The sequence below is a fragment of the Mycobacterium conspicuum genome (assembly GCF_010730195.1).
Classification (GTDB): domain Bacteria; phylum Actinomycetota; class Actinomycetes; order Mycobacteriales; family Mycobacteriaceae; genus Mycobacterium; species Mycobacterium conspicuum.
Window position 1 is genome coordinate 4,372,786 of record NZ_AP022613.1, and the last position, 25,741, is coordinate 4,398,526.

The window sequence follows — 25,741 nt, forward strand, 5'->3', positions numbered from 1 at the left end:
AACGACCGACCGCACGCCGGTGCTCCGGGCTTGGATACCGTCATGCTCTTCGGTGCCTACGGCGTTGTTCCGTTTCCCGCTCGATGAATTCGTTGCATGTAGATGACCACACCGAGTCACAAGGCTAGACAAGGCCATTCATGCCGCACCCGGCTGTGCTGCCGACCGTTGTTAAGCTGGCCGTTGTGCGGAAGCTCCTGGTCGCGTTGGCCGCCCTTCCTGCCATCCTTGCCACGGCCGCGCCAGGCGCCACCGGGCCAGCAGGTGGCGACACTGGCGTGCTACAGCCGCCAGGCTCGGCGCCAATTCCCAACGTGGCAGCACCAGCCTGGATCGTCGCCGACCTCGACAGTGGTCAGGTGCTGGCCAGCCGCTACCAGGATGCGGCCTACCCACCGGCGAGCACGATCAAGGTGCTGTTGGCGCTGGTGGCGCTCGACGAGCTGAGCCTGGATTCCTCCGTGGTCGTCAACGAGGCCGACGTCGACGTGGGGTGCAGCTGTGTGGGCGTCAGAGTCGGCCGTACCTATACCGCGCGTCAACTCCTAGACGGGCTGCTGGTGGTCTCGGGCAACGACGCCGCCAACACACTGGCTCACATGCTCGGCGGCCAGCAGGTCGCGGTAGCCAAGATGAACGCCAAGGCTTCGTCGCTGGGAGCGGTCAACACCCGCGCGCCCAGCCCGTCGGGTTTGGCCGTGGGCGACCCGCGCGACCCGGGGGCGACGACGGCACGCGACCTGGCGGTGATCTTTCGGGCAGCGATGGCCAATCCGGTGTTCGCCGAGATCACCGGCGAGCGGTCGGCGATGTTTCCCGGCGACGGCGGCCAGCGCAAGATCGCCAACGTCGATGAGATGCTGCAGCGATACCCGGGCACAATCGGCGGTAAGACCGGTTACACGCCGCTCGCGCATACAACCTTCGTCGGCGCAGCTTCCCGTGGTGACCGCCGGCTAGTGGTCGCGATGCTGTACGACGACGAGAGCGCACAAAGGTACTGGGAACAGGCCGCCCACCTGCTGGATTGGGGTTTCGCCCTGCACCCGGAGTCGGCGATCGGCACGCTCTGAGGCGCGGAGCGCCGCCTGCGGTGGGTCTGTAGCGTTTGCTGCGGCGTGGCGCAGCGCATCCGCTGATACGATGCGTAAATGGCTGACGAGAAACCCGCGACGGCCGTCGAAAACGAAACGTCTTCTGCGGCACCGATTACCGACGAGAACCTTAAGGAATTTGCCGCCCACAGTTTTACTTTCGTCAAACAACTGGTGCCTTCGGAGGACCGGACAAGGCTGTGCCAACGCGCGCTCGATCTTTCCCAAGCGTTTAAGACAGTGCCGCCAGACCCGACACTCAGCCCATTTTCGAGGTGTGGCGATTTCTACATGGAAGGCCTTCTCGAGGGCCTTCTTCCGGAGATCGAACAAATCGCTCAACGCCCTCTTTTTCCTACCTATTCTTACTTCCGTGTCTATACGGCTGGAAATAGCCTTGAACGGCACACCGATCGGCCAGCCTGCGAGTTTAGTGTGAGCATCAATTTGGGATACCGCGCCCCTGCTGTCTGGCCGCTGTGGGTCGAAGGCCCTATGGGCGCAAGAAGCGCAGCATTGGAACCCGGGGATGCGGTGGTTTACCGGGGGATAGAATGTCCTCATTGGCGCGAATCGTTCGACGGCGAGTTTGCTGCTCAACTGTTCTTGCATTATGTTGACCAAACGGGACCTTACGCAGAGTGGAAATTTGACAAGCGGCCGCGTCTGAGCACCATGCCGGGGGCAATTAACATTACGCAGCATTTGCGCCTACAACCCGACGGAGTTCTTGAGTTTGATCCGGACCAGCGCGTTCCACTTAACCCCTTGTGGATTCTGGTTCTGCAAGAGCTGCAAGGCAATTGCGCAGTGCCGGACATAGTGGACGACGCCATGGCGCAATTCGAACTATCCCAAGTCGAGGCGGAGTCAGAGATACAATCTATTATTCTCTGGCTGCAGAAGAACGGTCTGCTATTCGTTGACTAGAAGATGGGGAACTTAAAGGGTTTCCGGAAGCAGAGTCCTCAAGCCGGGCGACAGCAATTGCTGGCTAAGGAGCGGGCGCAGAGCAGCCGCGCGCGGGCGAGCGGGGCGCGGGGCGGGCCTCGCTTCAAACCGTACGGTGCACACGCTTCGGCACAGCGCGGGATCTGTTGGGGCACATGAACATAACATCGCCGGCGCGGTATCCAATGACGCGCCTCGGATGCGGCAACCCGCGCGGCACCCAGCCGGCATGCTCATAGTTTGTGGTCAAGTGCCAAGGTGTGAATGTTTCTGCAGTGCTGCGTATTTGGGGCCGGTGTAGTCGCATGTGGGCGACGGCGGTGGTTAGACCGCCGCGATGCAGAGCACTTCGTCGAGGCTGGCGGTGTGTTGTCGATCCGATTCGGTGCTATCGACCGTGTGGGCTTGATCTAGTCGTGTGGTGTCGAACATTGCTGGGCCGCTGGCCATCTCGTCGGTGAGGACGTAGCGGCCGGCGTCGGGTGCTCGGCGCACCTGCTGCTCGGCAGCGCAGGCGTGGGTGAGCTTGACCGCGTCGCCATAGTTGATGCCGACCTGAAACACCCGCGGTTCGGCCTCGAGCACGGCGCACAGTCGGGTGATGTAGTTTTCGGGAGCGAAAAACCGCCAGCCCTGGCCCAGATGCAGCCAAAACCGGCCACCGATCTGGTTGCGGAGCCGCGCGAGCTGGCCAGCCGCTTCGTCATCAGCACCGAGATCGACGAATTCGAGAAACCCGTAACGCTGCTGCAGGGTGGCGCGATCCTGCGCGGACAGGCCGGCGTCGACCACCAGGAAGCGCCCGACCCGTGACAGATCGGTGCAGCAGTGTAGAAGCGAGTTCAGGGTCAGTTCGGTGGCGGCTGGATCCGGCCCGGCGACCAGGCTGACGGTCACCTCGGCTTCGCGTGAGCCCGCAATCAGGCTGCCCGCCAACGCATCTGGGTACGCAGCCGCCGCTTCGATCATCGTCGGCGCCGAGAAGTCGCGATTGAGCGCGATCGCGCGCCGACGCTCCTCGGGGACCTCGGGGTTGGCCAGCAGCCGCCGACACAGCGCGAACGCCTCGGCATGCTTGCCGATCCACGCGGCACACACCGCCTGCTCATCGATGGCGCGCCAGGTGTAGATCTCTCGATCACATTTGATGTCCTCGTCGGGCAGCGGGATTTGCGCCGCGCGCTCGGCGAACAGGTAGCCGAGCTGATGCTGCCCCTCGGCCCGGTAATGGACGGCGATCTGATGAAGCGGCTCGGCGCGGGTCGGTCGAAACGCCCACGCCCGCAAGAGCGCGTCTTGAATGTCCGGCCACGGCTCACCCAGGTTCACCATCGCCTGCGCGAGTCGCCACATCGCGATGTAGATCTCCTCGGGCAGCCCGCCCAGCTCGACGTGTCGCGCATACCACTTGCGCGCGTTGGCGAAATCGCCTGTATCGAAGTAGATATGGGCCACCGTACCGACCGCCCACAGATCCTCGGGGTTGCGTTCAATCTTGGCCAGTAGCAAGTCGATTCCGTATGGGTCCGCGTCGCGGACATCGTCTGCCTGCACGATACTTTGCACGGCCGCCTCAATCTGGGCGTCGGTTGCGTTCAGGTGCAGCTCGTCTGCGAGGCGGCGGATCACCACGGCCGGCGCGGAGCGAAGCTGCTCGAAATCCACCCGGACCGTCGCGGTGTCGTCGCGAAGCGCGCGGTCGCGCGCTGCGATCAAATGTGCCGTCGACTCGCTCCGCTCTTGCTCGTCCGTCCACCATCCGAGTCGATTCAGCGACCCCACCACTTTCTCGAACGGTCGGTCCACCACAACCGGTACCACCGGGCCCCAGGCGTCACGGATGAGATCCACCGCAGCGCAAAGAAGCGGGTGCTTGGCGCCGGGCCGGCGTCCCGCGCTGGCGGCAGCGCGGCGATGATCGTCGGCCCAACTGCGAAATTTCGCCTTGGCAGAATCGGCATCCATTTGCAGCTGACCGCCGGGCACGGTAAAGGCCGCGCCGCACAATCGGCCCAGGCCCAAATCCTCCCAGGTTTCGTGTGGTGCGCGATAGGCCCAGTAGAAGGTGCTGCCCATAAATACGCCAAGCTGGTCCAGCACATTGGCGACGGCCGACGTACCGCCGCCAAACGGGCCGAGCACGACAATGATCGGCTCAACGCCCGCCATCACGCCTCCCCAATCTTGACTGCCGGCAACAGTATTCGAAGTTCTTCCCATTCAGCCAGTGTTCGTGCACCGGTGAATTCGAGCGGTCCTCAACGGCGCCGCGATCCAATCACCGAGGAGGCGTCTTCGGCCGACGTCCCTTCTTCGCCGGCGCCTTCTTCGCCGGAGGTTTCTTCGCGGCCCGCGCGGGGGCCGTGGGTTGCTGCGCCGGCGGGGCTGCGGCGATGCAGAGCACCTCGTCGAGACTGGCGGTCTGCAGTCCGACGGCGACCGCCCGTCGCCCGAGTTCGGCGACGGGATCGGACTCGCTACCCTTAACCCCGCCGGCTCGGTCCAGGCGTGCGGTATCGAACATCGCCGGACCCGCCGCCACCACGTCGGCCAGGACATAGCGGCCGGCATTGGGTGCCCGGCGCGCCTCCGCCTCGGCCGCGCAAACGCCGGTCAGCGCGGCCGCATCGGCAAGGTTGATTCCCACCTGGAATACCTGTGGTTCGGCCTCGAGCACTGCGATCAAGCGGGTGATGAAATTTTCCGGCGCGAAGAACTGCCATCCCCGGCCGAGGTGCAGCCAGAACCGTCCCTGGATCTGAGCACGGAGCGCCGCCAGCTGGGCCCCGGGCCCGTCGTCGGGACTGCACTCGACAAACTCGAGGAATCCGTAGCGCTCGCCCAGCAGCGCGCGGTCCGAGGCTGACAGGCCGGCGTCGACCACCAGGAAGCGCCCAAGCCACAGTGGCAGATCGAGGCAGCAGTTCAGAAACGAGTTAATGGCGTGCTCGGTGGTCTCGCGGTCCGGTCCGGCGACCAGGCTAACGATGATCGTGGCCCCGCCTGGACGGGCGACGGGAGGCGCCAGCGTGTCGGGATACGACGACGCCGCCTCCAGCAGGGCGGGCACGCTGAAGTCACGGTTGCTCGCAATCCGTTGCCGATCACCATCGGGGATCCCAGGGAGGGCCAACAGGCGCCGGCACAGCCTGAATGCCTCTATAGGCTTGCCGATCCAGAATGCGCAGATCGCCTGCTCGTCCATCGCGCGCCAGGCATAGACATCCGCGCCGACAAACAAAACGTCGTTTTCGGGAAGAGGTATTTGCGCGGCGCGCTGGGCAAACATGTGCCCCGACGCGTAGCGCTGATCCTCGCGGTACCGCCGGGCGATCGCGTGCAGCGCCTCGGCGCGGGTCGGCCGAAACTCCCAAGCCTTGAGGTAGGCGTCCTGGACAACCAGCCACGGCCAATCGAGTTGCGCCATCGACTCCGCGAGCCGGACCATCGAGTAGTAGACCTCCTCGTCCCAGCCCCCCATCTCGACCCGGCGCTCATACCACTTGCGCGCGTTGACGAAATCACCGAGATCGAAGTAGCTCTGGGCCAGATAGAACACCGACCGCGCGTCCTTCGGGTTGCGTTCCACTTCGGCCAGCAACAGATCGCGATCGCGCGCATACTTCTGTGGATCCTGGCTACGGGCACCGAGGCGGCGAGATTCGATGTGCCAGTCGCCCTCCAAGCTCCCAACGACGCACGAGTCGTCCCACACCGGGCCCTCGTGCACGACACCCTGGTAGTGCACGCGCGCCCCGTCACGGAACAACTGCGCACGCCGGTAGGTGATGGAGGCATCTGAGATCTTCATGTAGTAGACGTCAGCGTCGAGCTGGTTGAACTCAGGTGTGCCGACAATAATGTCGTCGGCGTCAACGACCCAGATGTAATCGCCGTGGCCCTGCGCGAGGGTCAGCGCCTCGGTGCGGTTGTGGCCGAAATCCCGCCAGGGTCGTTCGTGAAGCTCACCCGGAATGCCCAAGCGGGCCATGTGATTGCGGATCACATCCTGGGTTCCGTCGGTGGAACCGGTATCGACGATCACCCACGAGCTGATGTAGGGCGCGACCGAATCGAGCGTCTCCGCGACGATGTGTGCCTCGTTTTTCACGATCATGTTCAGGCAGATCGCGGAGCGTGTTGTCACTGGCTTGGACACTACTCAGAGTGTACAGAGCAATCGCGTGTAGCGGATGGGGTTTGCGCGCCGAGTGCCCCGAGCAGATTGGTGCGCACGCTGACGGTTGGTGATCGACTGATTGACTGAAGGCAAGGAATACCGCGGCGGATGTGCCGCAAGCTGGTCCCTCTGTGTCACCAAATCGACTGTGGGAAAACCAGTTCGGCGGGCTTAGGGCGAGCCCGTCAGCGGCATTCGCCGATCCGAACTCCGTCCTGCAGAAGTGGCCGCGCACCTGCGTCAAGAGGCATCCTCGCCGCGGTTTCCGACCGGTCGTCATGACCACCGCGGCGAAGGGGCGGGAAATGAATCACACAAAAAATCAATGCTTTTGGCGTGAGGAAGGCCTGCGGATTTCGGCGTCACCACCGGCGTTCGACCGATAGAGATCAAGCCGATCATCGATCAGACGCCCGCAAATGCCTCGGCGGCGGGGTCGAGCGCAGCATTACCGACGATCACCTCACCGAGGAACTCCACCCGCGGCCGCCGAAGGACGGCACCTATCCTGCTGTCCTACGTTGTGACAACGATCCCGAATTAGCTTGCAGCGCAATGGGAGACCGGCCCAAGGCAGGCGCATCGGCTAATCGATCTCGCCTCAAAATGCGGTTAGGACGGTGCTGACATCAGCACCGTCCTAACCGCTCGAGGATTCAACCTCATCCGGTCACGACATCGATAACAAATTGTCGAAAGTCGATCTTTGGCCCGGTCGATGGAAGGGGTGGCCTCTGGCCACCCCTTCCTCTCGCCTACGGTCCGGTAGCCCCGGTCGGGCCGGTCGGTCCCGTCGGTCCCGTCGGTCCAGTCGGGCCGGTCGGGCCGGTCGGGCCGGTCGCCCCGGTACCACCCGTGGCCCCGGTCGGGCCGGTCGCTCCGGTACCGCCGGTCGCCCCGGTCGGGCCGGTCGCTCCGGTGCCGCCGGTCGCCCCGGTCGGGCCGGTCGGGCCGGTCGCCCCGGTACCACCGGTCGCCCCGGTCGGGCCGGTCGCCCCGGTACCGCCGGTCGGGCCGGTCGGGCCGGTCGCTCCGGTACCGCCGGTCGCCCCGGTCGGGCCGGTCGGGCCGGTCGCTCCGGTACCGCCGGTCGCCCCGGTCGGGCCGGTCGCTCCGGTACCGCCGGTCGCCCCGGTCGGGCCGGTCGGGCCGGTCGCCCCGGTACCACCCGTGGCCCCGGTCGGGCCGGTCGCTCCGGTACCGCCGGTCGCCCCGGTCGGGCCGGTCGGGCCGGTCGCCCCGGTACCACCCGTGGCCCCGGTCGGGCCGGTCGCTCCGGTACCGCCGGTCGCCCCGGTCGGGCCGGTCGGGCCGGTCGCCCCGGTACCGCCGGTCGCCCCGGTCGGGCCGGTCGGGCCGGTCGCCCCGGTACCGCCGGTCGCCCCGGTCGGGCCGGTCGGGCCGGTCGCCCCGGTACCGCCGGTCGCCCCGGTCGGGCCGGTCGGGCCGGTCGCCCCGGTACCGCCGGTCGCCCCGGTCGGGCCGGTCGGGCCGGTCGCCCCGGTACCACCCGTGGCCCCGGTCGGGCCGGTCGCTCCCGTGCCGCCGGTCGCCCCGGTCGGGCCGGTCGGGCCGGTCGCCCCGGTACCACCCGTGGCCCCGGTCGGGCCGGTCGCCCCGGTACCACCGGTCGCCCCGGTCGGGCCGGTCGCCCCGGTACCACCGGTCGCCCCGGTCGGGCCGGTCGCCCCGGTACCACCGGTCGCCCCGGTCGGACCCGTCGGGCCGGTCGCCCCCGTGCCACCCGTGGCCCCGGTCGGACCCGTCGGGCCGGTCGCCCCGGTACCACCCGTGGCCCCGGTCGGACCCGTCGGGCCGGTCGCCCCGGTACCACCCGTGGCCCCGGTCGGACCCGTCGGGCCGGTCGCCCCGGTACCACCGGTCGCCCCGGTCGGACCCGTCGGGCCGGTCGCCCCCGTGCCACCCGTCGCCCCGGTCGGGCCGGTCGCCCCGGTACCACCGGTCGCCCCGGTCGGACCCGTCGGGCCGGTCGCCCCGGTACCACCGGTCGCCCCGGTCGGGCCGGTCGCCCCCGTGCCGCCCGTCGCCCCGGTCGGGCCGGTCGCCCCCGTGCCGCCCGTCGCCCCGGTCGGACCGGTCGCCCCCGTGCCACCCGTCGCCCCGGTCGGGCCGGTCGCCCCCGTGCCGCCCGTAGCCCCAGTCGGGCCCGTCGCGCCGGAGTGGCCGGCCGGGCCAGTCGGACCCGTCGCACCGGTACCACCCGTAGCCCCGGTCGGGCCCGTCGCACCGGTACCACCGGTAGCCCCAGTCGCCCCGGTACCGCCCGTCGCGCCAGTCGGGCCCGTCGCCCCGGTGTGGCCAGCGGGGCCCGTCGCCCCGGTGTGGCCAGCCGGGCCAGTCGCGCCAGTCGGTCCGATGGGTCCGGTCGGGCCGACCGGGCCAGTCGGCCCAATGGGACCGGTGTCGCCGTGACCGCCACCGCCACCGCCACCGGACTGACCGTTTTGGCCATCGTGTCCGTCTTGGCCGAAGAATGCGCCGCCGTGACCTGCGGCACCGCCTTGACCGCCTACGCCGCCAGGACCGCCGACACCATTGACGGCGGCCGCACCACCGTTGCCCGCTTGCCCGCCGGCACCACCGTCACCGCCGTGGCCCATGAACCACCCGCCGGTACCACCGGCACCACCGGCACCGCCGTTACCACCTGCACCACCATTCGTGCCAGGAAGAGTGGCTGCAGCACCCAGGGCGCCCGCCCCGCCGACACCACCGTTACCGCCGTGGCCCATGAACCACCCGCCGGTACCACCGGCACCACCGGCGCCACCATTGGCGCCATTGGCCGTGCCCGCCCCGCCGTTACCACCGTTACCGCCATGGCCGAAAAAGAACCCGCCGGCGCCGCCCTTACCACCGGCGCCACCACTGCCGCCACCGGCCGGGCCCGACCCGCCGTTACCGCCGTTACCGCCGTTGCCGGCCAGCCATCCGCCGTCCGCGCCGTTACCGCCAGCCTGGCCGCTACCGGCCGGGGCGTTGGCGCCGTTGGCGCCGTTGCCGAACAACGGGCGCCCCGTCGCCGCCGCGACAGGCGAAAACACCGCAAGCTTCTGCGCGGCGTCCATGGCCGCCGCCAGCGGCGTGGCGCCTGCCGCCTCGGCGGCGGAGTACGCGCCGGCAGCGCTGTTCAGCCTGCGCGTGAAGTCGAGATGGAACGCCGCTGCCTGCGCGGCCAGCGACTGGTATCCCGCCGCATGCTGGGAGAACAGCGAAGCGATCTCCGTCGACACTTCGTCGGCCGCCGCGGCCACGAGCCCGGTGGTCGGACCCGCCGCCGCCGCGTGCTCGCTGGCCAAGTTCGCGCCGATGCTGTCGAGATTTGCACTCATCCACTGGATGACGGCCGGTGAGACATACAAAGGGGAGTTCATGGGCACCTCAACACTTGTCGCCGGAACTTGCGTGGGTCGAAAAGTGGCTGTGCCCGAAACAACCGATTTCGAGAGACTACCGCGCGCTGATTGTTTATCAAGAGGTTTTTGGAAAATTGGGCACCGGTGTGTCTGACGTTTTCATACCATTTGTCGGAATCGAGCTTTTCGTAGCGTAGCTATCTATCAAAATCCTGTCTGAGCTGGTCTAATGCGTTTATGTATGGACATATGCGCATCAAGATGGAAGTCCGTATGGCTGGACGAATTGATGCCTATCTGTATTTATTGCCGACGGCTACATATATATGTATTTGTCTATTGCGAAAATATAGGGTAGTGCAGTTGCGTTGATGCTCCTCCGGGTGAGATTTGTAACCCGAGGAAATGGATCAGTCGCGCTGGCCTCAATCCGAGCCCGGGTCGCCGATCGTGGTGAACCCGCCGGCCCGTGCTGGACCCCCACGCAGGCCAGGCTTGGGCATGAACCCCCGGCGTCTGCCCGCGGCCAAGCCGCCCAAGCCAGAACGAGAAGTACGGTCGCGGCACGAAACACGCGATCTTGCGTCGGTTCGGCGGCTAAATCCAGACGCCCTTGCCCACCGCGACCACGCCGCCGGAGCTGATCGCGAACCGTTCGCGGTCCTTCTCCAGATCGACACCGACCATCTCGCCGGGCCCGACGACGACGTTCTTGTCCAGGATGGCGTGCCGCACCACGGCGCCGCGCCCGACCCGCGCGCCCGGCATGAGCACGCTGCCCTCCACGATCGCGCCGTCGTCGACGACGACGTTGGACGACAGCACCGAGTTGCGCACCGAGGCCGCCGAGATGATGCTGCCGGCACCCACCACCGACTCTTGCGCCGAGCCGCCGTTGACGAACTTCGCCGGCGCCAGGTTCTCCGAGGCGCCCAGGATCGGCCAGCGCTTGTTGTACAGGTTGAACACCGGATGCACCGACACCAGGTCCATGTGCGCGTCGTAGAACGCGTCCAGCGTTCCGACGTCCCGCCAGTAGGCGCGGTCGCGGTCGGTGGCACCGGGGACCTCGTTGTCGTTGAAGTCGTACACGGCGGCCATCCCGTCCTCGACCAGCCGCGGGATGATGTCGCCGCCCATGTCGTGATCGGAATGGTCGTCGTCGGCGTCGGCGCGAATCGCGTCGATGAGCACCTTGGTGGTGAAGATGTAGTTGCCCATCGAGACGAAGGTGCTGTCGGGATCGTCGGGAGTGCCGGGCGGCTCCAGGGGCTTCTCGAGGAAATTGCGGATGCGGCCCGAGTCGTCGGCGTCGATGCACCCGAACGCGTGCGCCTCGCTGCGCGGCACCCGGATGCCGGCCACCGTCGCTCCCGCTCCGCTGTCGACATGAAAGGCGACCATCTGCTCGGGGTCCATCCGGTACACGTGGTCGGCGCCGAAAACGACTATGTAGTCCGGGTCTTCGTCATAGATCAGGTTCAGCGACTGATAGATCGCGTCGGCCGATCCGGTATACCAGCGCGGGCCCAGGCGCTGCTGCGCCGGCACCGGGGTGATGTACTCGCCAGCCAATCCGGACAACCGCCAGTTCTGCGAAATGTGACGGTCGAGTGAATGCGACTTGTATTGCGTGAGAACGCAAATCCTTAGATAGCGGGCGTTGACGAGATTGGACAGCACGAAGTCGATCAGTCGGTAGGCGCCGCCGAAGGGAACCGCGGGCTTGGCCCGATCGGCGGTGAGCGGATACAACCGCTTGCCCTCACCGCCGGCCAGGACGATGCCCAGCACGTGTGGCGCTTCCCTCATGGCTCAAACCTATCGGCAGCCGCTTGCCGCTGCCAGGGGAAAGCGCGCCCGCCCCGCCGGCTTCTGTCCGACTCGGCTGGCGAGTCGCCTCGTCGGGCCGTTACCGTGCGGAGTATGCGGGTGGCGATGATGACTCGGGAGTACCCTCCGGAGGTCTACGGCGGGGCGGGGGTACACGTCACCGAACTCGTTGCGCAGCTGCGCCGCCTGTGCGCGGTCGACGTGCACTGCATGGGCGAGCCCCGCCCCGGCGCGTTCGCCCATCAACCCGACGCGAGGCTGCGGGGCGCCAACGCGGCCCTGTCCACGTTGTCGTCGGACCTGGTGATGGCAAACGCGGCGTCGGCGGCCACGGTCGTGCATTCCCACACCTGGTACACCGGCATGGCCGGGCATCTGGCCGCGATGCTCTACGACATTCCCCACGTGTTGACCGCGCATTCCCTTGAGCCGCTGCGGCCGTGGAAGGCCGAGCAGCTCGGCGGCGGCTACCGGATCTCGACGTGGGTGGAGCACACCGCCGTGCGGGGCGCCGACGCGATCATCGCGGTCAGCAACGGCATGCGCGAAGACATGCTGCGCGTCTACCCCGCCCTGGACCCCAGCCTGGTGCACGTCATCCGCAACGGGATCGACACCGACGTGTGGCAGCCGGCCGGGCCCGTGCGCACCGGCTCCGTACTGGCCGAGCTCGGCGTCGACATGAGCCGGCCGATCGTGGCGTTCGTCGGGCGGATCACCCGGCAGAAGGGCGTCGCCCATTTGGTTGCGGCCGCGCACCAATTCAGCCCCGAGGCGCAGTTGGTGCTGTGCGCCGGCGCGCCCGACACCCCGGAGATCGCCGAGGAAGTGCGGACCGCGGTGGCCGGGCTGGCCGGCAGCCGCACCGGGGTGTACTGGATCCGCGACATGCTTCCCATCGGGGAGCTACGCGAAATCCTTTCGGCAGCAACAGTTTTCGTCTGTCCGTCGGTGTATGAGCCGTTGGGGATCGTGAACCTCGAGGCGATGGCCTGCGCCACCGCGGTGGTGGCCTCCGACGTCGGTGGGATACCCGAAGTGGTCGCCGACGGCGTCACCGGATCACTGGTGCACTACGACCGCGACGACCCGGTCGGTTACCGGGCCAGGTTGGCCGAGGCGGTCAATGAGTTGATTGCCGACCCCGAACGGGCGGAGCGCTACGGCCGCGCCGGACGCCAGCGCTGCATCGAGGAATTCTCCTGGGCGCAAGTGGCCGAGCAGACGTTGGACATCTACCGCAAGGTGTGCGCGTAACTCCCCCGCCGGGGCTAGCTGGTGACGCCCTTGAGTTCGTCGCCGAGCGCGGCGGCTTCGTCGGGGGTGAGCTCGACGACGAGCCGGCCGCCGCCTTCCAGTGGTACCCGCATCACGATGCCGCGCCCCTCCTTCGTCGCTTCCAGAGGACCGTCTCCGGTCCGGGGCTTCATCGCCGCCATCGAGTACTCCCTCCAGATTTGAGCTGACCCGCGGTCGCGGACCTGGTCGGCACCGAGCATGACTCGCCGGTGGGATCCCGGCGACACCCGACATTGAACTGCCCAATCACCCCCCCATTGTTCCTTATCGATGTCGATAGGTGCACAAAGACCCGCAATGTCGGCCCCTACCGACTTAGCGGGGGCACCCAACACGCACGAATATGGTCGTCGACCATCCCCGTCGCCTGCATCAGCGCATAGGCGGTGGTAGGGCCGACGAAGCGGAACCCGAGGCGCTTCAGTTCGCGCGCCATGGCCTTCGATTCGGCGCTCGCTGAGGGGATTTCGGATCCGTCGGCCGGTCGCGGCCGCGGCGGCGGCGCGAACGACCACAGCAGCTCGGACAGGTCGGCGGGCGACCCCAGGTCGAGGGCGGCGCGGGCGTTGGCGATGGTCGCCTCGATCTTGGCCCGATTGCGCACGATCCCGTCATCGGCCAGCAACCGCTGCACGTCGGCGTCTTTGAAGCGGGCGATCTTCTTGACGTCGAACCCGCGGAACGCGCGCCGGAAATTCTCGCGTTTGCGCAGGATGATCAGCCATGACAGCCCGCTCTGAAAGGCCTCCAGGCTCATCCGCTCGAACAGCGCGGTCCCGTCGTGCAGCGGGCGGCCCCACTCCTGATCGTGATAGTTGCGGTACATCTCGGCGTGCGGACCGGAGCTCAGTCCCGCCCAGCCGCACCGGATCCGGCCGTCGTCCTCCATTACTTGTCCGGACGTTTTTCGGCGTCGTTTGGTTCCATCTCCATCACGTCGGGCTGGGTTTCTGGGGATGGCTGCAGCGCCGCCAGCTGACCGCGCAGCGCCTCGAGCTCCCGGCCCAGCCGGTCCAGCACCCAGTCCACCTCGCTGGTCTTGTAGCCGCGCAGCACCTGGGTGAACTTGACGGCGTCGACGTCGGCGCCGGTCACGCCGAACGCCGGCAACACCGTCGCCGTCGTGCCCTTCGGCAGCGGCGGCAACTGCTCGCCGCGCCCGAACAGCAGGCTGCCGGCGCCGAACAGCACGATCGCCACCAGGACGAGAACCACCAGGTAGAGCAATACCAACGCCACGGGAACGATATTGCCCTAGCGGGGCCGCAACCCGTTCATCGGCGGCCGGTCCACCAGCGACACCGGCGACGTGCGCGCGGTGAACTCGTCGCCGTCGGGGAAGAATTGCGTCAGCCCGATCCCCGAGTCGGGGATGCCGCATCGCGATAACAGGGTCGCCATCACCTGGCGGCTCATCACGCCCAGCTCGGCCAGCGGCCGGTTGCGGTGCGCCCGCACACCCAGGTTGACCTGCGCGATCGCGTCCAGGCCCAACCGGTCGAAGGTGTCGACCAACAGGCCGATCTCCACCCCGTAGCCCGGCGCGAACGGCAGCGACGTCAGCAGTTCGCGGGTGGCCGCGTACTCGCCGCCCAGCGGCTGCAGCACGCCGCCCAGCTCGGGCCGCAGCGCCGCCAACAGGGGCCGCGCCACCAGCTCGGTGACCCGCCCACCGCCGGTCGCCCCCGCGTCGAGCGGCCGTCGATAGAAGCTTTTGACCAGGTGGATGCCGTCCCCGGTGAGCAGCGGGCCGACCAGCCACGGCACGAACATCGGATGCGGGTTGATCAGGTCGGAGTCGACGAACACCACGATGTCGCCGCTGGTGGCCGCCAGCGAGCGCCACAGCGCCTCGCCCTTGCCGGGCCGGGTCGGGATTTCCGGCAGCGCCTGCTCGCGGCTGACGACGCGGGCGCCGGCGGCGATGGCCCGGATCTCGGTCTCGTCGGTGGAGCCCGAGTCCAGCACGATCAGCTCGTCGACCAGGCTGCCGGTCAGCGGCGAGATGCTGTCGACCACCGATTCGATGGTCTCTTCCTCGTCGAGGGCGGGCAGCACCACCGAGATGGTCCGCCCGGCCTTGGCCGCCACCAGTTCGGCGATGGTCCAGCTGGGGCGGTTCCACAGCAGCCTGTGGTTGGTGAGGTCACCGGCGACCAGGTCCGACGCTGTCATGCCAATCCCCTCACGGTGCGCGCCGGCGGGCGCGTGCCCTGGATCGAGGCCACCATTTCCAGGACGCGCCTCGTGGCGGCGACCTCGTGCACCCGAAACATGCGCACACCGGCGGCCGCCGCCAGCGCGGTGGCGGCCAGTGTGCCCTCGAGCCGTTCGGTCAATTCCACGCCCAGAGTCTCCCCGACGAAGTCCTTGTTACTCAACGCCATGAGCACGGGCCACCCGGTCTCGACCAGATCGGCCACGTGGCGCAGCAGCACCAGCCCGTGGAAGGTGTTCTTGCCGAAATCGTGGGCCGGGTCGATCAGCACCCGATCGCGGGCCACTCCGGCCGCGACCGCCCGCTCGGCGGCGGCGGTGACCTGGCGAATCACGTCGTCGACCACACCGCGGGTAGTCGTACCGTAGCTCACCCGGAACGGACGTGTGCGCGGCAGCGCGCCGCCGGTGTGCGAACACACCAGGCCCGCGCCAAACTCGGCGGCGACCTCGGGCAGGGCGGGGTCGATCCCGCCCCAGGTGTCGTTGATCAGGTCCGCGCCCGCCGCGCAGGCCAGCTTGGCCACCTCGGAGCGCCAGGTGTCGGCGCTGATCAGCTGGTTCGGGTAGGCGTCGCGCAGCCATTCGATGAACGGCACCAGCCGCGCGATCTCGGTGTCGGCGTCGACGGTCTCGCCCGGGCCGGCCTTGACGCCCCCGACGTCGATGACGTCGGCGCCCTCGGCGATCGCCTGGTGGACGGCGGCGCGGGCCGCGTCGTCGCTGAACGTCGCGCCCCGGTCGTAGAACGAGTCCGGGGTGCGGTTGATGATCGCCATGATCAGCGGGCGATCACTGGCGACCGGGCGACCGCAAAGCGTCGACTGCACGCGTCTATGGTGCCAGGCCGCCCGCGAGCCGAACCGCACTGCGACATTGAACCCGAATTTTCGCAGTGAGGTTCGGCTCGCGGAGCGGACGCCGTCAGCCCGCCGGGCGCTTACCCGCCGCGACTTCCTCCGGGTAAGAGTCGTAGAATGGCACATACCCCTCGTCCCGGCCCGAAAGCACGTACAGCGGGTCCTTGACGCCAGACCCGTAGCCCTGCTCGCGCAGCTCCACCTTGCGGCTCTTGAACGTCGAGGTGTGCTCCAGCGACTCCGCGACCCGCACGAACAACGGCAACGCGTACCCGGGCAACTGGTCGTAGACCGCGCCGGCCAACGACTTGCCGTCGAAGTCGGTGCCGTCGCGCAGCTTGACCGCGGCCATCCCGGCCCGGCCGCCGGTGTCGGGCACCTCGACGCCGTAGACCGTGCATTCCTCGACGCAAGGGTCCGACGACACCGCGGCCTCGACCTGCGTGGTGGCCACGTTCTCGCCCTTCCAGCGGAAGGTGTCGCCCAGCCGGTCGACGAACGCGGCGTGCAACTTGCCCTGCGGACTCATCACGTCGCCGGTGTTAAACCAGCAGTCGCCGTCGCGAAAAGCGTTGCGCACCAACTTCTTTTCGGAAGCCTCTTTGTCGGTGTAGCCGTCGAACGGGGAAAACCTGTTGACCGGGCTGATCAGCAGACCCGGCTGTCCGGGGGGCACCCGGCGCACCCGTCCGTTCTCGTCGCGCCGCGGCGCGCCGGTGTCGGGGTCGTATTCCACGTAGGCCAGCGGCATCGGCGCGATGCCGGTGCTGCGGGGCACGTTGAAGATGTTGATGAAGGCGGTGTTGCCCTCGCTGGCGGCGTAGAACTCGCACACCCGGGCGACGTTGAACCGGGTGGTGAATTCCTCCCAGATCTCCGGGCGCAGCCCGTTGCCGGCGATCAGGCGCACCTGGTGCGCCCGGTCGGTCGGCTTGGCGGGCTGGTTGAGCAGGTATCGGCAGATCTCGCCGATATAGATGAACGCCGTGGCGCGGTTGGCGATCACCTCGTCCCAGAACCGCGACGCCGAGAACGACTTGCCCAGCGCAAGCGTCGCGCCGGACGTGATCACCGACGACACGGCGACCGTCAGCGCGTTGTTGTGATACAGCGGCAGGCAGCTGTACAGGGTGTCGGACGGCCGCAGCCGCAGCCCCAGGCCGCCGAACGCACCCAGCGCCTTCAGCCAGCGATAGTGCGTCATGATGCTGGCCTTGGGATAGCCCGTGGTGCCCGACGTGAAGATGTAGAACGCGGTGTCCTTGGCGCGCACCTCCGAGGCCGACGCCGGGTTGGTGGCCGGCGCGCTCACCGCGAAGCGCTCCAAGTCCTCGATGGTCAGGGTGTTGTCGGAGGTGTGCGCGGCGCCGGATTCGGCGACCGCGCTGATCAGGTCGGTCTCCGCGATCAGCAGCTTGGGGTCCAGCAGGCCCAGGCTGTGCGCGAGCACGTCGCCGCGCTGGTGGTAGTTGAGCATGCCGGCGACGGCGCCGCATTTGACGGTGGCGAGCATGGCCAGCACGGCGTTGGGCGAGTTGCGCAGCATGATGGCGACGACGTCACCCTGGCCGACACCGCGCGACGCGAGCACGGCGGCATACCGGTTGGCGGTCGCGTTGGCCTCGCGGTAGGTCAGCTCCTGGTCGCCGAATCGCAGGAAGACCCGGTCGCCGTAGCGCGCGGCCCGGTCTTGGAACACGGTGCCGATCGACCTCTTGGAGTTCGGCTGGGGCAGCATCCCGGTCACCACCCCGCGCGCGATCACCGGGAGGTCGGCCAGCACGGCCGGCACCCGGGTGGCGATTTCGCTGAGGCTGACAGCTTTGCGCGCGCCGCCGTCGTGCTCGGACATGAGATCCCTCGTTTCGCTCGTGTCAGGGTGCGCACGCCGCAAGCGCATCGCCGACGCTATCCACCACCAGCAGCCGGTCCAGCGCTGCCTGCGAGATGTATTCGGAGTCAACCAGGCGACAGAGCCACGCCCGCAGGCCGTCGTAATGCCCCCACGGATCAAGCATCACGATGGGTTTGCCGTGCATACCCAGATACCCCTCGGTCCATGCCTCCAGCAGTTCGTCGAGTGTGCCCACACCACCGGGCAGCGCGATGAACGCGTCGGCGCGGTCTTCCATGATTTGCTTCCGCTCACGCAGGGTATCGGTGACGATCAGCTCGTCGGAATCGGTGTCGGCGACCTCCGGGCGCACCAGGGTTTTCGGGATCACGCCGACGGTGCGACCGCCCCGGGCGCGCGCCGCCGACGCGACGGCACCCATCGCCGAGACCTTGCCCCCGCCCGACACCAGCGTCCAGCCGCGGTCGGCGATCGCCGCGCCGAGTTCGGCGGCCAGGGCCAGCAATTCGGGGTGCGTCGGCCCGGACGCGCAGTACACACAGACTGCCCAGTCCGTCGCTCGCTGCACGCCCAAAGGCTATCGGGCGTCGGGCACGCACCGTAAAATCCGTCGGTGCCGATTCGATGGGACGTCCCTCAGCACGCGGCCGCCCTGGAGCAGTTGGATGCCGCGTTGGACACCGGGCCCGGTGCGGTCGTCCTCGGTCCAGACGGCGTCGGCAAATCCACGTTGGCCCGGCTGGCCGCCGAACACTTCGTCGACGCCCACCCGTCGACGCCGGTGCACTGGGTCACCGGCACCCCGACCGAGCGTGTGGTCCCGTTCGGCGCGTTCAGTCATCTGATCGGGATCGCGGAGCTCGGCAAGCCGGCCGCGTTGCTGCGGGCGGCGCGCGCGTCGCTGGGCGGTGATCTGCTGCTCATCGTCGATGACGCGCACGACCTGGACATCCTGTCGGCCACGCTCGTCTACCAACTGGCGTTGGCCCGTTCGGCCCGGATGATCGTCACGGCCCGCGCCGAGGTGGCGCCGGACGCCATCGCCGCGCTGTGGACCGACGGCGTGTTGGAGCGCATCGACGTCGCGGGCGAGTCATCGGGGCCGGCCGACATCGACGAGTTCATCGCCGAGCTGCCCGCGCCGGCGCGGGCGGTGCTGGACTATCTGTGCGTCGAGGAGCCGCTGTCGCTGGCCGACCTCACCACTCTCGCCGGCGACGGCGCGGTGGACGAGGCGGTGGAATGGGGCGCGGCGGAGACCCGGGTCCGCAGCATCGGGGACCCGCCCGTCGTGTACACCGCGCACCCGCTGTTCGCCGAGCGGGCGCGGGCCTTCCTCGGCGACGACGGCGCCCGGCGGCGCCGCACCGACGTGGTCGCGCTGCGCGCGCAGCATCCGCCCGAGCACCTCAGCGACCGGCTGCGGCTGGCGTCGCTGGCGGTGGACAGCGACGCGCCGCAGCCGGTGGCCGAGGTGATCGAGGCCGCGCAGCAGGCGCTGCGGTTGGGCGACCTCGCGCTGGGCGAACGGTTGGCCCGCTCGGCTTTGGCGCGCGCCGGCTCGTTGGCGGCGCGACTGGCGCTGGCGCAGTCGGTGGCGTTCCAGGGCCGCGGCCGCGAGGCCGACGCGCTGCTGGCTTCCGCCGAGCCGTCAACCGAGCCGGATCTGATCGCCTGGACGCTGCTGCGGGCGGCCAACCAATTCTTCATGCTCGGCGAACCGGAGCGGGCCACGGCGTTCCTGCGGACCGTTCGCGGTCGGATCACCGATGCGGGCCCGCGCGTCACCCTCGACGCGCTGAGCGCGACCTTCGCGATGAACGCCGGCAACGTCGGGCGCGCCGTCGACATCGCCAATGGGGTGCTGGCGTCGCCGTCGGCCGATGACCAGGCGGTGGCCTGGGCGGGCAGCGCGGCGGCGCTGTGCGCGGCCCGGCAGGGTCGTCTCGGCGACGTCGAGCCGCTGGCGCAGCGCGCGCTGGCCGCCGAACATCCCGGGGTGCTGCGCTTCACCATCGGGCTGAGCCAGGTCACCGCGTTGCTGATGGCGGGCCGGTTGGATGAGGCGCGCGAACTCGCCCAGCAATTCACCGACTTCGCCGAGCTGCAGCAGCCGGGCCGTGCCATTGGCGAGGTGCTGTTGGCCCACGTGCTGCTCGCCAGCGGCGAATTCGCCCATGCGACAGCACTTCTCGGTCCCGCGGCCACCGCGTTGGAACGCACCGGCTACTCGTGGGGGCCGCTGTCGCTGATGCTGCTCGCTTCCGCGCTGGCGCAGCAGAACGACATACCCGGGTCGGCAAAAGCCTTGCGGCGCGCCGAAACCCGACATGGGACCAAGTCGGCGTTGTTCATCCCGGAGCTCGGTGTGGCGCGCGCCTGGTGCCGGGCGGCCGCGCGCGACGCCACCGGCGCGATCAGCGCGGCGCGCGAGGCCGCCCGGATGGCCGAGCGCGCCGGCCAGTCGGCGGTGGCGCTGCGGGTCTATCACGACTCGGTGCGCCTGGGTGACGTCCGCGCGGTGGACGCGGTGACAAGGTTGGCCGCCGAAATCGACTGCGCCGTGGGCAACCTCGTCGTCAGGCATGCGCGCGCACTGGCCGGCGGCGATCGTGACGCGCTGGCGGCGGTGGCGGAGGACTTCGCGGCGACCGGGATGCACGCGGCCGCGGCCGATGCCGCGGCACAGGCACGACGCGACCGATAGACAACCGTGACCCCGTCGTGTCGCTGCGGTGACGATGACCCCTCACTGTTTGCAGCACGATGCGTATTCGTCGTGCCCGCGCGGGTGCTCTGCTCGCGGCCAGCCTGCTGCTCGCCGCGCTGACGGTCGACGCCCCGTCGCGCGCCGCGCCGTTCCCGAACGCGGCGCCGATCACCGGGCCCGCGGTCTCACCGCTCGGCCATGCCGGGCGGTGGCTGATCGACGCCGCCGGTCGCGTGGTGGTGCTGCACGGGCTCAACCAGGTGTACAAGGTCCCGCCGTACACCCCGTCCGCCGACGGATTCGGTGACGACGACGCGGCTTTCCTTGCCGCCAATGGGTTTAACGGGATGCGGGTGGGCATCATCTGGGCGGGGGTGGAGCCGCAGCCCGGCCAGTTTGACGACAACTATCTCGCCTCGGTCGCGCAGACCGTGCAGATCCTGCAGTCACACGGCATCATCAGCCTGCTCGACTCGCATCAAGACCTGTACAACGAGATCTTCCAGGGCGAGGGCGCGCCGTCGTGGGCGGTCAAGGACGCGGGACTGCCCAACCCGCAGCTGGGCTTTCCGGGCAACTACTTCGCCAATCCCGCGGAAAACGCTGCCTGGAGCGCCTTTTGGCGCAACGCCCCCGCGCCGGACGGGGTCGGGCTGGAGGACCACTACGCGGCGATGTGGGCGCACGTCGCCACCTACTTCCGCCGCAACCCCGGGGTTTTCGGCTACGAGATCTTGAACGAGCCGTGGCCGGGCCCGGTGTGGCCGCCGTGCGTGAACCCGGTGCTGGGCTGCATCCAAAACGACGCCAAGTTGCGCACGCTCTATAACCGGGTGCTGCCGGCGATTCGCACCGCCGACACCACCACGATGGTGTACTACGAGCCAAACACGTTGTTCAGTCAGGTGATTCGCACCGACGTCGGCACCGTCGGCGACCCCAACACCGCGTTCTCCTTCCACGACTACTGCGCCGCCAACACCGAGCTGGGCACCGACGTCACCTGTAGCCAGCAGGACCAGGCGGTGTTCAACAACGCGCGCCGCTACACCAACGCCCGCGGCATCCCGATGCTGTTGACGGAATTCGGCGCCACCAACAACCTGCAAAATCTCGCCGGGGTCTTGCAGCGCGCCGACGCCGACCGCGTCGGCTGGCTGGAATGGGCGTACACCGGCAACGACAAGACCAGCTCGTCGCCCACCGAGCAGGCGCTGGTCTTCAACCCCGCGCTGCCGCCGGTCGGCGCCAACGTCAATCAGCCTAAGCTGGCCGTGCTGGCCGCGCCCTATCCGCAGGTGGTGGCGGGCACCCCGACGTCGTGGTCGTTCCGGTCGGGCACCTTCCGGCTGTCCTACTCGCCGCTTCGGGCCGACGGTCAGGGGGTCTTTGGTCCCGACGCGCAGACGTTAATCTCGGTGCCGCCCGTGGAGTATCCGAACGGGTATCACGTGACTATTACTGGCGGACAGGCGGTTTCGATGCCCAACGCTCCCGTGCTGACAGTGGTGGCGGCCCCGGGCGCGTCGAGCGTCGACGTCGTCGTGACGCCCTGATCCTGCGCGCTACCAAACGGTGACCGGGCGCGGGTGCTTATGGTTACGCATCCGTCGGTCCTTGGTCACCAGGCGCCACCCGTGTTCGACGGCGGTGGCATAGATCAACCGGTCGGCCGGATCGCCAGGGAACGTAGACGGCAGCGACACCGCGGCAGCGGCCACCGAAGGCGTGATCCCAACGGTGCGAACGTCCTCAGCCAGCTGCTGCAGCCAGGACCGAACCGGGATCGCGAGTCGAATGCGGTCATGTTCGGCAAGCCATGCCAGTTCGAACCAGGTGATGCCCGCAACCGCAAGCTCGTCGGCTGCTTCGACGGCCCGGCACGCGGCCTTGCTCAGCCGCTCGGGCTCGGCTGACCACCAGTGGACGACGTGGGAGTCCAGCAGCACCGTTGTCATGAAGCATTCCAGGACACTCCGGTGGTAAAGAGCTTGTCCTCCTCCACGGCGGTGATCGCGACCCCGCCCAGCCGGCCCTTGAGGGCGCGGGCGCCAGGCGCCGAGACAAGCCGGGCCACGGTGCGGCCGTGCTTGGTGATTTCGATCTCCTCACCCTCGGCGACTTCGTCGAGCAAGGCAAGGATTTTCGCCTTAACCTCGGTGGCGGTCATAATTCTGGTCATCTGGTCAGCATAGCGGTGCGCCCTTCCTGAACGCGGGGAAACCACCCGCGGGTCGGGCCGGCACCGTGCTAGGTCACGACGCCTATTGCGTCCCGGCACAACCGACAGACGCACCAACGGCTGACCTGCATCGCACCCGTAGTCAGATAGCGACCACCCTGACGAGGCCGTCGAGTCCGGTGAAGTCTTCGGCGTTTCGGGTGTAAAGGTCGAGCCGGTTGGCGTGTGCGGTCGCGGCTATCAGCAGGTCGGCGAATCGGCTTCTCGGCTTACGTCCCTCGCGGACCACGGCGGCGACGACGAGCCCGTAGCTGCGTGCGGCGGCGCCATCGAAGGGCAGCGGTTCGAGGAGCGATTCGACCTCTTGCAGCCGAGCCTGCCGCTTGGCGGCTTCCACCGGGTCGGCGGCCAGTAGCGGCCCGGCCGCCAATTCAGCGACGGTGATCGCCGATACCGCCAGCTCGTCGGGCAGGCCGCCGATCACGCTCGGATCGTGCCAGTCGACGACGACGGAGGTGTCGAGAAGACCCGACGACACCATTAGAGCCCCTGGTCGATCAGCCGGTCCAGGTCGGCGCGGAATTGACGATGGTCGATGCGCACCGCGGCCGTCGCCAGCGCCGCGACGTCATCGCGGCTCACGAACGTGCGACGGCCGGCTCGGATCGGGCGAAGCTCGGCGACGGGTTCCCCGTTACGGGTGACCACGAAGGTCTCGCCCTCCGCGACCGCCTCGATCACCTTGGCGTTCTCATTGCGCAATTCGCGCTGCGGGATCGTCCGGGCCATCCGGGCAAGTGTAGCAAATAGTGCTACATAACGCTACGGAGGAGGAAGGTGCTCTACGACGGCAGCTTTTGGGGCATCCGCACACGCCGATCCACACCGGCTACCCGCTCAAGTACCGCCGCAGCATCTCCACAGCCGCCGTGATCGCACTAACCGCCACCCGCTCGTCGCGGGTGTGCGCCAAATTCGGGTCGCCCGGCCCGAAATTCACGGCCGGAATTCCCAGGGCGGCGAACCGGGCCACGTCCGTCCAGCCGTACTTGGCCCGCACCTGTCCCCCGGCGGCCTCGACCAAAGCCTTTGCCGCGGGCTGAGATAAGCCCGGCAGCGCGCCGGCTGCGGAGTCGGTCAGCTCGATCGATACGTCCAGCCCGTCGAGCACCTCGTGCACATGCCGCAACGCGGCGTCCACCGAGCGATCCGGGGCGAACCGGAAGTTGACCGTCACCGACGCCGCATCGGGAATCACGTTGCCCGCCACGCCGCCCTCGACCCGCACCGCGGACAAGCCCTCGCGGTACTCGCACCCGTCGATCTCGACGCGCCTGGGCTGATACGCCCCCAGCCGGTCCAGCACGGCACCCAGTTTGTGAATTGCGTTGTCCCCCAACCATGATCGGGCCGAATGAGCTCGAACACCACGAGCGCTCACCACGACCCGCAGCGTGCCCTGACAACCCGCCTCGATAAAGCCCGCGGTCGGCTCGCCCAGGATCGCCACGTCGGCGCGCAACCACTCCGGCAGCTCACGCTCGATGCGGCCCAAACCGTTTGCGGCGGCTTCGATTTCCTCACAGTCGTAGAACACCAAAGTCAGATCGTGCGCGGGCTCGGCCACGGTGGCCGCCAAATGCAAAAAGACCGCGTCCCCGGATTTCATGTCCGCGGTTCCGCAGCCAAAGAGTTGGCCGCCCACCAAACAGCTGGGCACATTCCCGGCCACCGGCACGGTGTCCAGATGCCCGGCCAGCAGTACCCGCGATGGTCGCCCCAGCGATGTGCGCGCCAGCACCGCGTCGCCGTTGCGGATGATCTCGTAGCCGGACGTCTGCGCGCGCAGCGCTGCCTCGACCTCGTCGGCGATCAACGCCTCGGCGCGCGATTCGCTGGGGATGTCGACCAGCGCCGCGGTCAGCGCGATCGGGTCTCCACGTAGGTCCAGCACGCCCCCAAGCCTAGTTTGTCGGTCGACCCAAGTAACCTGACCGCCGTGACTGGAGCTGCGGGAACTGGGCTGGCGACGCTGGCCTCCGACGGATCGATCCTCGACACCTGGTTTCCCGCACCGGAACTGACGGAATCGAGCCAAAGCGCCACCACCCGACTCGCACAGTCCGACGTGCCCGCCGAGCTGGCGGCGCTGGTCGGCCGCGACGACGACCGCAACACCGAGACCATCGCCGTGCGCACCGTGATCGGCTCGCTGGACGAGGCGGCCGCCGACGCCTACGACGCCTACCTGCGCCTGCATCTGCTGTCGCACCGGCTGGTGGCGCCGCACGGGCTGAACGCCGGCGGCTTGTTCGGGGTGTTGACCAATGTGGTGTGGACCAATCACGGGCCCTGCGCGATCGACGGTTTCGAAGCCGTCCGGGCACGCCTGAAACGCAAGGGCCCGGTGACCGTCTACGGCGTCGACAAGTTCCCGCGGATGGTCGACTACGTCGTGCCCAGCGGGGTGCGCATCGCCGACGCCGACCGGGTGCGTCTGGGCGCGCACCTGGCGCCCGGCACCACCGTGATGCACGAGGGATTCGTCAACTTCAACGCCGGCACCCTGGGCGCGTCGATGGTGGAGGGCCGCATCTCGGCGGGCGTCGTGGTGGGCGACGGCTCCGACATCGGCGGCGGAGCCTCGATCATGGGCACGCTGTCCGGCGGTGGCACCCAAGTGATTTCGATCGGGAAGCGCTGCCTGCTCGGCGCCAACTCCGGGCTGGGCATCCCGCTGGGCGACGACTGCATCGTCGAGGCCGGCCTTTACGTCACGGCGGGCACGAAAGTGCTTACGCCCGAAGGCAATTCGATCAGGGCCCGCGAACTCTCCGGCGCCAACAATCTACTGTTCCGGCGCAATTCGGTGACCGGCGCCGTCGAGGTGGTCCCCCGCGACGGTCAGGGCATCGCGCTCAACGAGGACCTGCACGCCAACTAGCCGGAGTTCAGCGCCGGGCGCTCGTGCGTTTTGATGCACACAACTGCTTCCAGCTCAAAATTGGTGCCATCGAAAATCGCCCGTCGCCGCGAATCGAGGGCTCTACGCCGCGTGTCGGGGCCGGCAGCAAAAATTGCCCCGCCGTCAATGCTTAAACCGCGCGCCAGCGCAAAAAGATGAAGTAGTGCACTACTCGTGCCAACGCACTGGGCTAGTCCGATGATCGCCGCGTGGAGGCA

The 25,741-nt window shown here is 68.3% G+C and carries 22 protein-coding genes and 1 pseudogene; 7 read left to right on the forward strand and 16 right to left on the reverse strand.

Annotated elements, in window-relative coordinates; genetic code table 11:
- Window positions 1-185: 185 nt before the first annotated feature.
- Together G6N66_RS19935 and G6N66_RS19940 are read left to right on the forward strand one after the other, a co-directional pair.
- Complete coding sequence (locus G6N66_RS19935) at window positions 186-1,073, forward strand: D-alanyl-D-alanine carboxypeptidase family protein (RefSeq protein ID WP_085234357.1); 888 nt, start codon at window positions 186-188, stop codon at window positions 1,071-1,073.
- A gap of 78 nt (window positions 1,074-1,151) precedes the next feature.
- Window positions 1,152-2,024 (forward strand): PqqD family protein, encoded by an 873-nt coding sequence (locus G6N66_RS19940; protein WP_139825335.1) that lies wholly within the window; start codon window positions 1,152-1,154, stop codon window positions 2,022-2,024.
- A gap of 345 nt (window positions 2,025-2,369) precedes the next feature.
- Here G6N66_RS19940 and G6N66_RS19945 read toward each other — a convergent pair whose 3' ends face one another.
- Both G6N66_RS19945 and G6N66_RS19950 read right to left on the reverse strand, forming a co-directional pair.
- Window positions 2,370-4,214, reverse strand: a complete 1,845-nt coding sequence (locus G6N66_RS19945; protein WP_085234316.1) for a tetratricopeptide repeat protein — start codon at window positions 4,212-4,214, stop codon at window positions 2,370-2,372.
- A gap of 109 nt (window positions 4,215-4,323) precedes the next feature.
- Entirely contained in the window at window positions 4,324-6,204 is a 1,881-nt protein-coding gene (locus G6N66_RS19950) for a tetratricopeptide repeat-containing glycosyltransferase (protein ID WP_232079365.1), read from the reverse strand.
- A 218-nt stretch (window positions 6,205-6,422) separates the two neighbouring features.
- On the opposite strand from G6N66_RS19950, the pseudogene G6N66_RS29715 reads away from it, so the two are divergent.
- Window positions 6,423-6,789 (forward strand): annotated as a pseudogene (locus G6N66_RS29715) (IS3 family transposase); the annotation flags it as partial.
- Between the two features lie 191 nt (window positions 6,790-6,980).
- Here G6N66_RS29715 and G6N66_RS30135 read toward each other — a convergent pair.
- Together G6N66_RS30135 and glgC are read right to left on the reverse strand one after the other, a co-directional pair.
- The gene (locus G6N66_RS30135) at window positions 6,981-9,620 is read right to left on the reverse strand and encodes a PE family protein (RefSeq protein ID WP_269474933.1); all 2,640 of its coding nucleotides are present in this window, start codon (window positions 9,618-9,620) and stop codon (window positions 6,981-6,983) included.
- Between the two features lie 579 nt (window positions 9,621-10,199).
- Window positions 10,200-11,414, reverse strand: coding sequence for a glucose-1-phosphate adenylyltransferase (gene glgC / locus G6N66_RS19965; RefSeq protein ID WP_085235358.1), 1,215 nt, complete (start codon window positions 11,412-11,414; stop codon window positions 10,200-10,202).
- A 114-nt stretch (window positions 11,415-11,528) separates the two neighbouring features.
- Between glgC and glgA the strand changes: the two genes are divergently transcribed.
- On the forward strand, window positions 11,529-12,692 hold the full coding sequence (gene glgA / locus G6N66_RS19970) for a glycogen synthase (RefSeq protein WP_085235357.1): 1,164 nt from the start codon (window positions 11,529-11,531) through the stop codon (window positions 12,690-12,692).
- Window positions 12,693-12,706: 14 nt separating this feature from the next.
- Here the strand turns inward: glgA and G6N66_RS19975 are convergent, their stop codons facing one another.
- The 7 genes from G6N66_RS19975 to G6N66_RS20005 form a co-directional block, all read right to left on the reverse strand.
- Window positions 12,707-12,874 carry a DUF3117 domain-containing protein gene (locus tag G6N66_RS19975; protein WP_003406247.1) on the reverse strand — a complete coding sequence of 56 codons (168 nt, stop codon included), beginning with the start codon at window positions 12,872-12,874 and terminating at the stop codon, window positions 12,707-12,709.
- Window positions 12,875-13,041: 167 nt separating this feature from the next.
- Entirely contained in the window at window positions 13,042-13,623 is a 582-nt protein-coding gene (locus G6N66_RS19980; RefSeq protein WP_085235356.1) for a DNA-3-methyladenine glycosylase I, read from the reverse strand.
- Window positions 13,623-13,973, reverse strand: coding sequence for a DivIVA domain-containing protein (locus G6N66_RS19985; RefSeq protein ID WP_085235355.1), 351 nt, complete (start codon window positions 13,971-13,973; stop codon window positions 13,623-13,625). Before G6N66_RS19985 ends, G6N66_RS19980 begins: the two co-directional genes overlap by 1 nt.
- A gap of 15 nt (window positions 13,974-13,988) precedes the next feature.
- A complete protein-coding gene (locus G6N66_RS19990; protein ID WP_085235354.1) occupies window positions 13,989-14,909 on the reverse strand; it encodes a glucosyl-3-phosphoglycerate synthase in 921 nt (306 codons plus the stop codon).
- Window positions 14,906-15,730, reverse strand: a complete 825-nt coding sequence (folP, locus tag G6N66_RS19995; RefSeq protein ID WP_232079537.1) for a dihydropteroate synthase — start codon at window positions 15,728-15,730, stop codon at window positions 14,906-14,908. The genes G6N66_RS19990 and folP overlap by 4 nt, the downstream gene beginning before the upstream one ends.
- A 145-nt stretch (window positions 15,731-15,875) precedes the next feature.
- Window positions 15,876-17,663: a long-chain-acyl-CoA synthetase FadD6 gene (fadD6, locus tag G6N66_RS20000; protein WP_085235361.1), complete on the reverse strand. Its 1,788-nt coding sequence runs from the start codon at window positions 17,661-17,663 to the stop codon at window positions 15,876-15,878.
- 22 nt (window positions 17,664-17,685) lie between these two features.
- Window positions 17,686-18,234 (reverse strand): TIGR00730 family Rossman fold protein, encoded by a 549-nt coding sequence (locus G6N66_RS20005; RefSeq protein ID WP_232079366.1) that lies wholly within the window; start codon window positions 18,232-18,234, stop codon window positions 17,686-17,688.
- 45 nt (window positions 18,235-18,279) lie between these two features.
- Between G6N66_RS20005 and G6N66_RS20010 the strand changes: the two genes are divergently transcribed.
- Complete coding sequence (locus G6N66_RS20010) at window positions 18,280-20,373, forward strand: AAA family ATPase (RefSeq protein WP_085235351.1); 2,094 nt, start codon at window positions 18,280-18,282, stop codon at window positions 20,371-20,373.
- Between the two features lie 59 nt (window positions 20,374-20,432).
- On the forward strand, window positions 20,433-21,932 hold the full coding sequence (locus G6N66_RS20015) for a cellulase family glycosylhydrolase (protein WP_085235350.1): 1,500 nt from the start codon (window positions 20,433-20,435) through the stop codon (window positions 21,930-21,932).
- 9 nt (window positions 21,933-21,941) lie between these two features.
- Here the strand turns inward: G6N66_RS20015 and G6N66_RS20020 are convergent, their stop codons facing one another.
- The 5 genes from G6N66_RS20020 to dapE form a co-directional block, all read right to left on the reverse strand.
- Entirely contained in the window at window positions 21,942-22,334 is a 393-nt protein-coding gene (locus G6N66_RS20020) for a type II toxin-antitoxin system VapC family toxin (protein WP_085235349.1), read from the reverse strand.
- Window positions 22,331-22,546, reverse strand: coding sequence for a type II toxin-antitoxin system Phd/YefM family antitoxin (locus tag G6N66_RS20025; RefSeq protein WP_085235360.1), 216 nt, complete (start codon window positions 22,544-22,546; stop codon window positions 22,331-22,333). Before G6N66_RS20025 ends, G6N66_RS20020 begins: the two co-directional genes overlap by 4 nt.
- A gap of 154 nt (window positions 22,547-22,700) precedes the next feature.
- Window positions 22,701-23,099 (reverse strand): type II toxin-antitoxin system VapC family toxin, encoded by a 399-nt coding sequence (locus tag G6N66_RS20030; protein WP_169721542.1) that lies wholly within the window; start codon window positions 23,097-23,099, stop codon window positions 22,701-22,703.
- The gene (locus tag G6N66_RS20035) at window positions 23,099-23,347 is read right to left on the reverse strand and encodes a type II toxin-antitoxin system Phd/YefM family antitoxin (protein ID WP_085235348.1); all 249 of its coding nucleotides are present in this window, start codon (window positions 23,345-23,347) and stop codon (window positions 23,099-23,101) included. The genes G6N66_RS20030 and G6N66_RS20035 overlap by 1 nt, the downstream gene beginning before the upstream one ends.
- 100 nt (window positions 23,348-23,447) lie before the next feature.
- A complete protein-coding gene (dapE, locus tag G6N66_RS20040; RefSeq protein WP_085235347.1) occupies window positions 23,448-24,512 on the reverse strand; it encodes a succinyl-diaminopimelate desuccinylase in 1,065 nt (354 codons plus the stop codon).
- A gap of 36 nt (window positions 24,513-24,548) precedes the next feature.
- Here dapE and dapD point away from each other — a divergent pair, with 36 nt between their 5' ends.
- Window positions 24,549-25,502 (forward strand): 2,3,4,5-tetrahydropyridine-2,6-dicarboxylate N-succinyltransferase, encoded by a 954-nt coding sequence (gene dapD, locus G6N66_RS20045; RefSeq protein WP_139825442.1) that lies wholly within the window; start codon window positions 24,549-24,551, stop codon window positions 25,500-25,502.
- Window positions 25,503-25,741 lie beyond the last annotated feature (239 nt).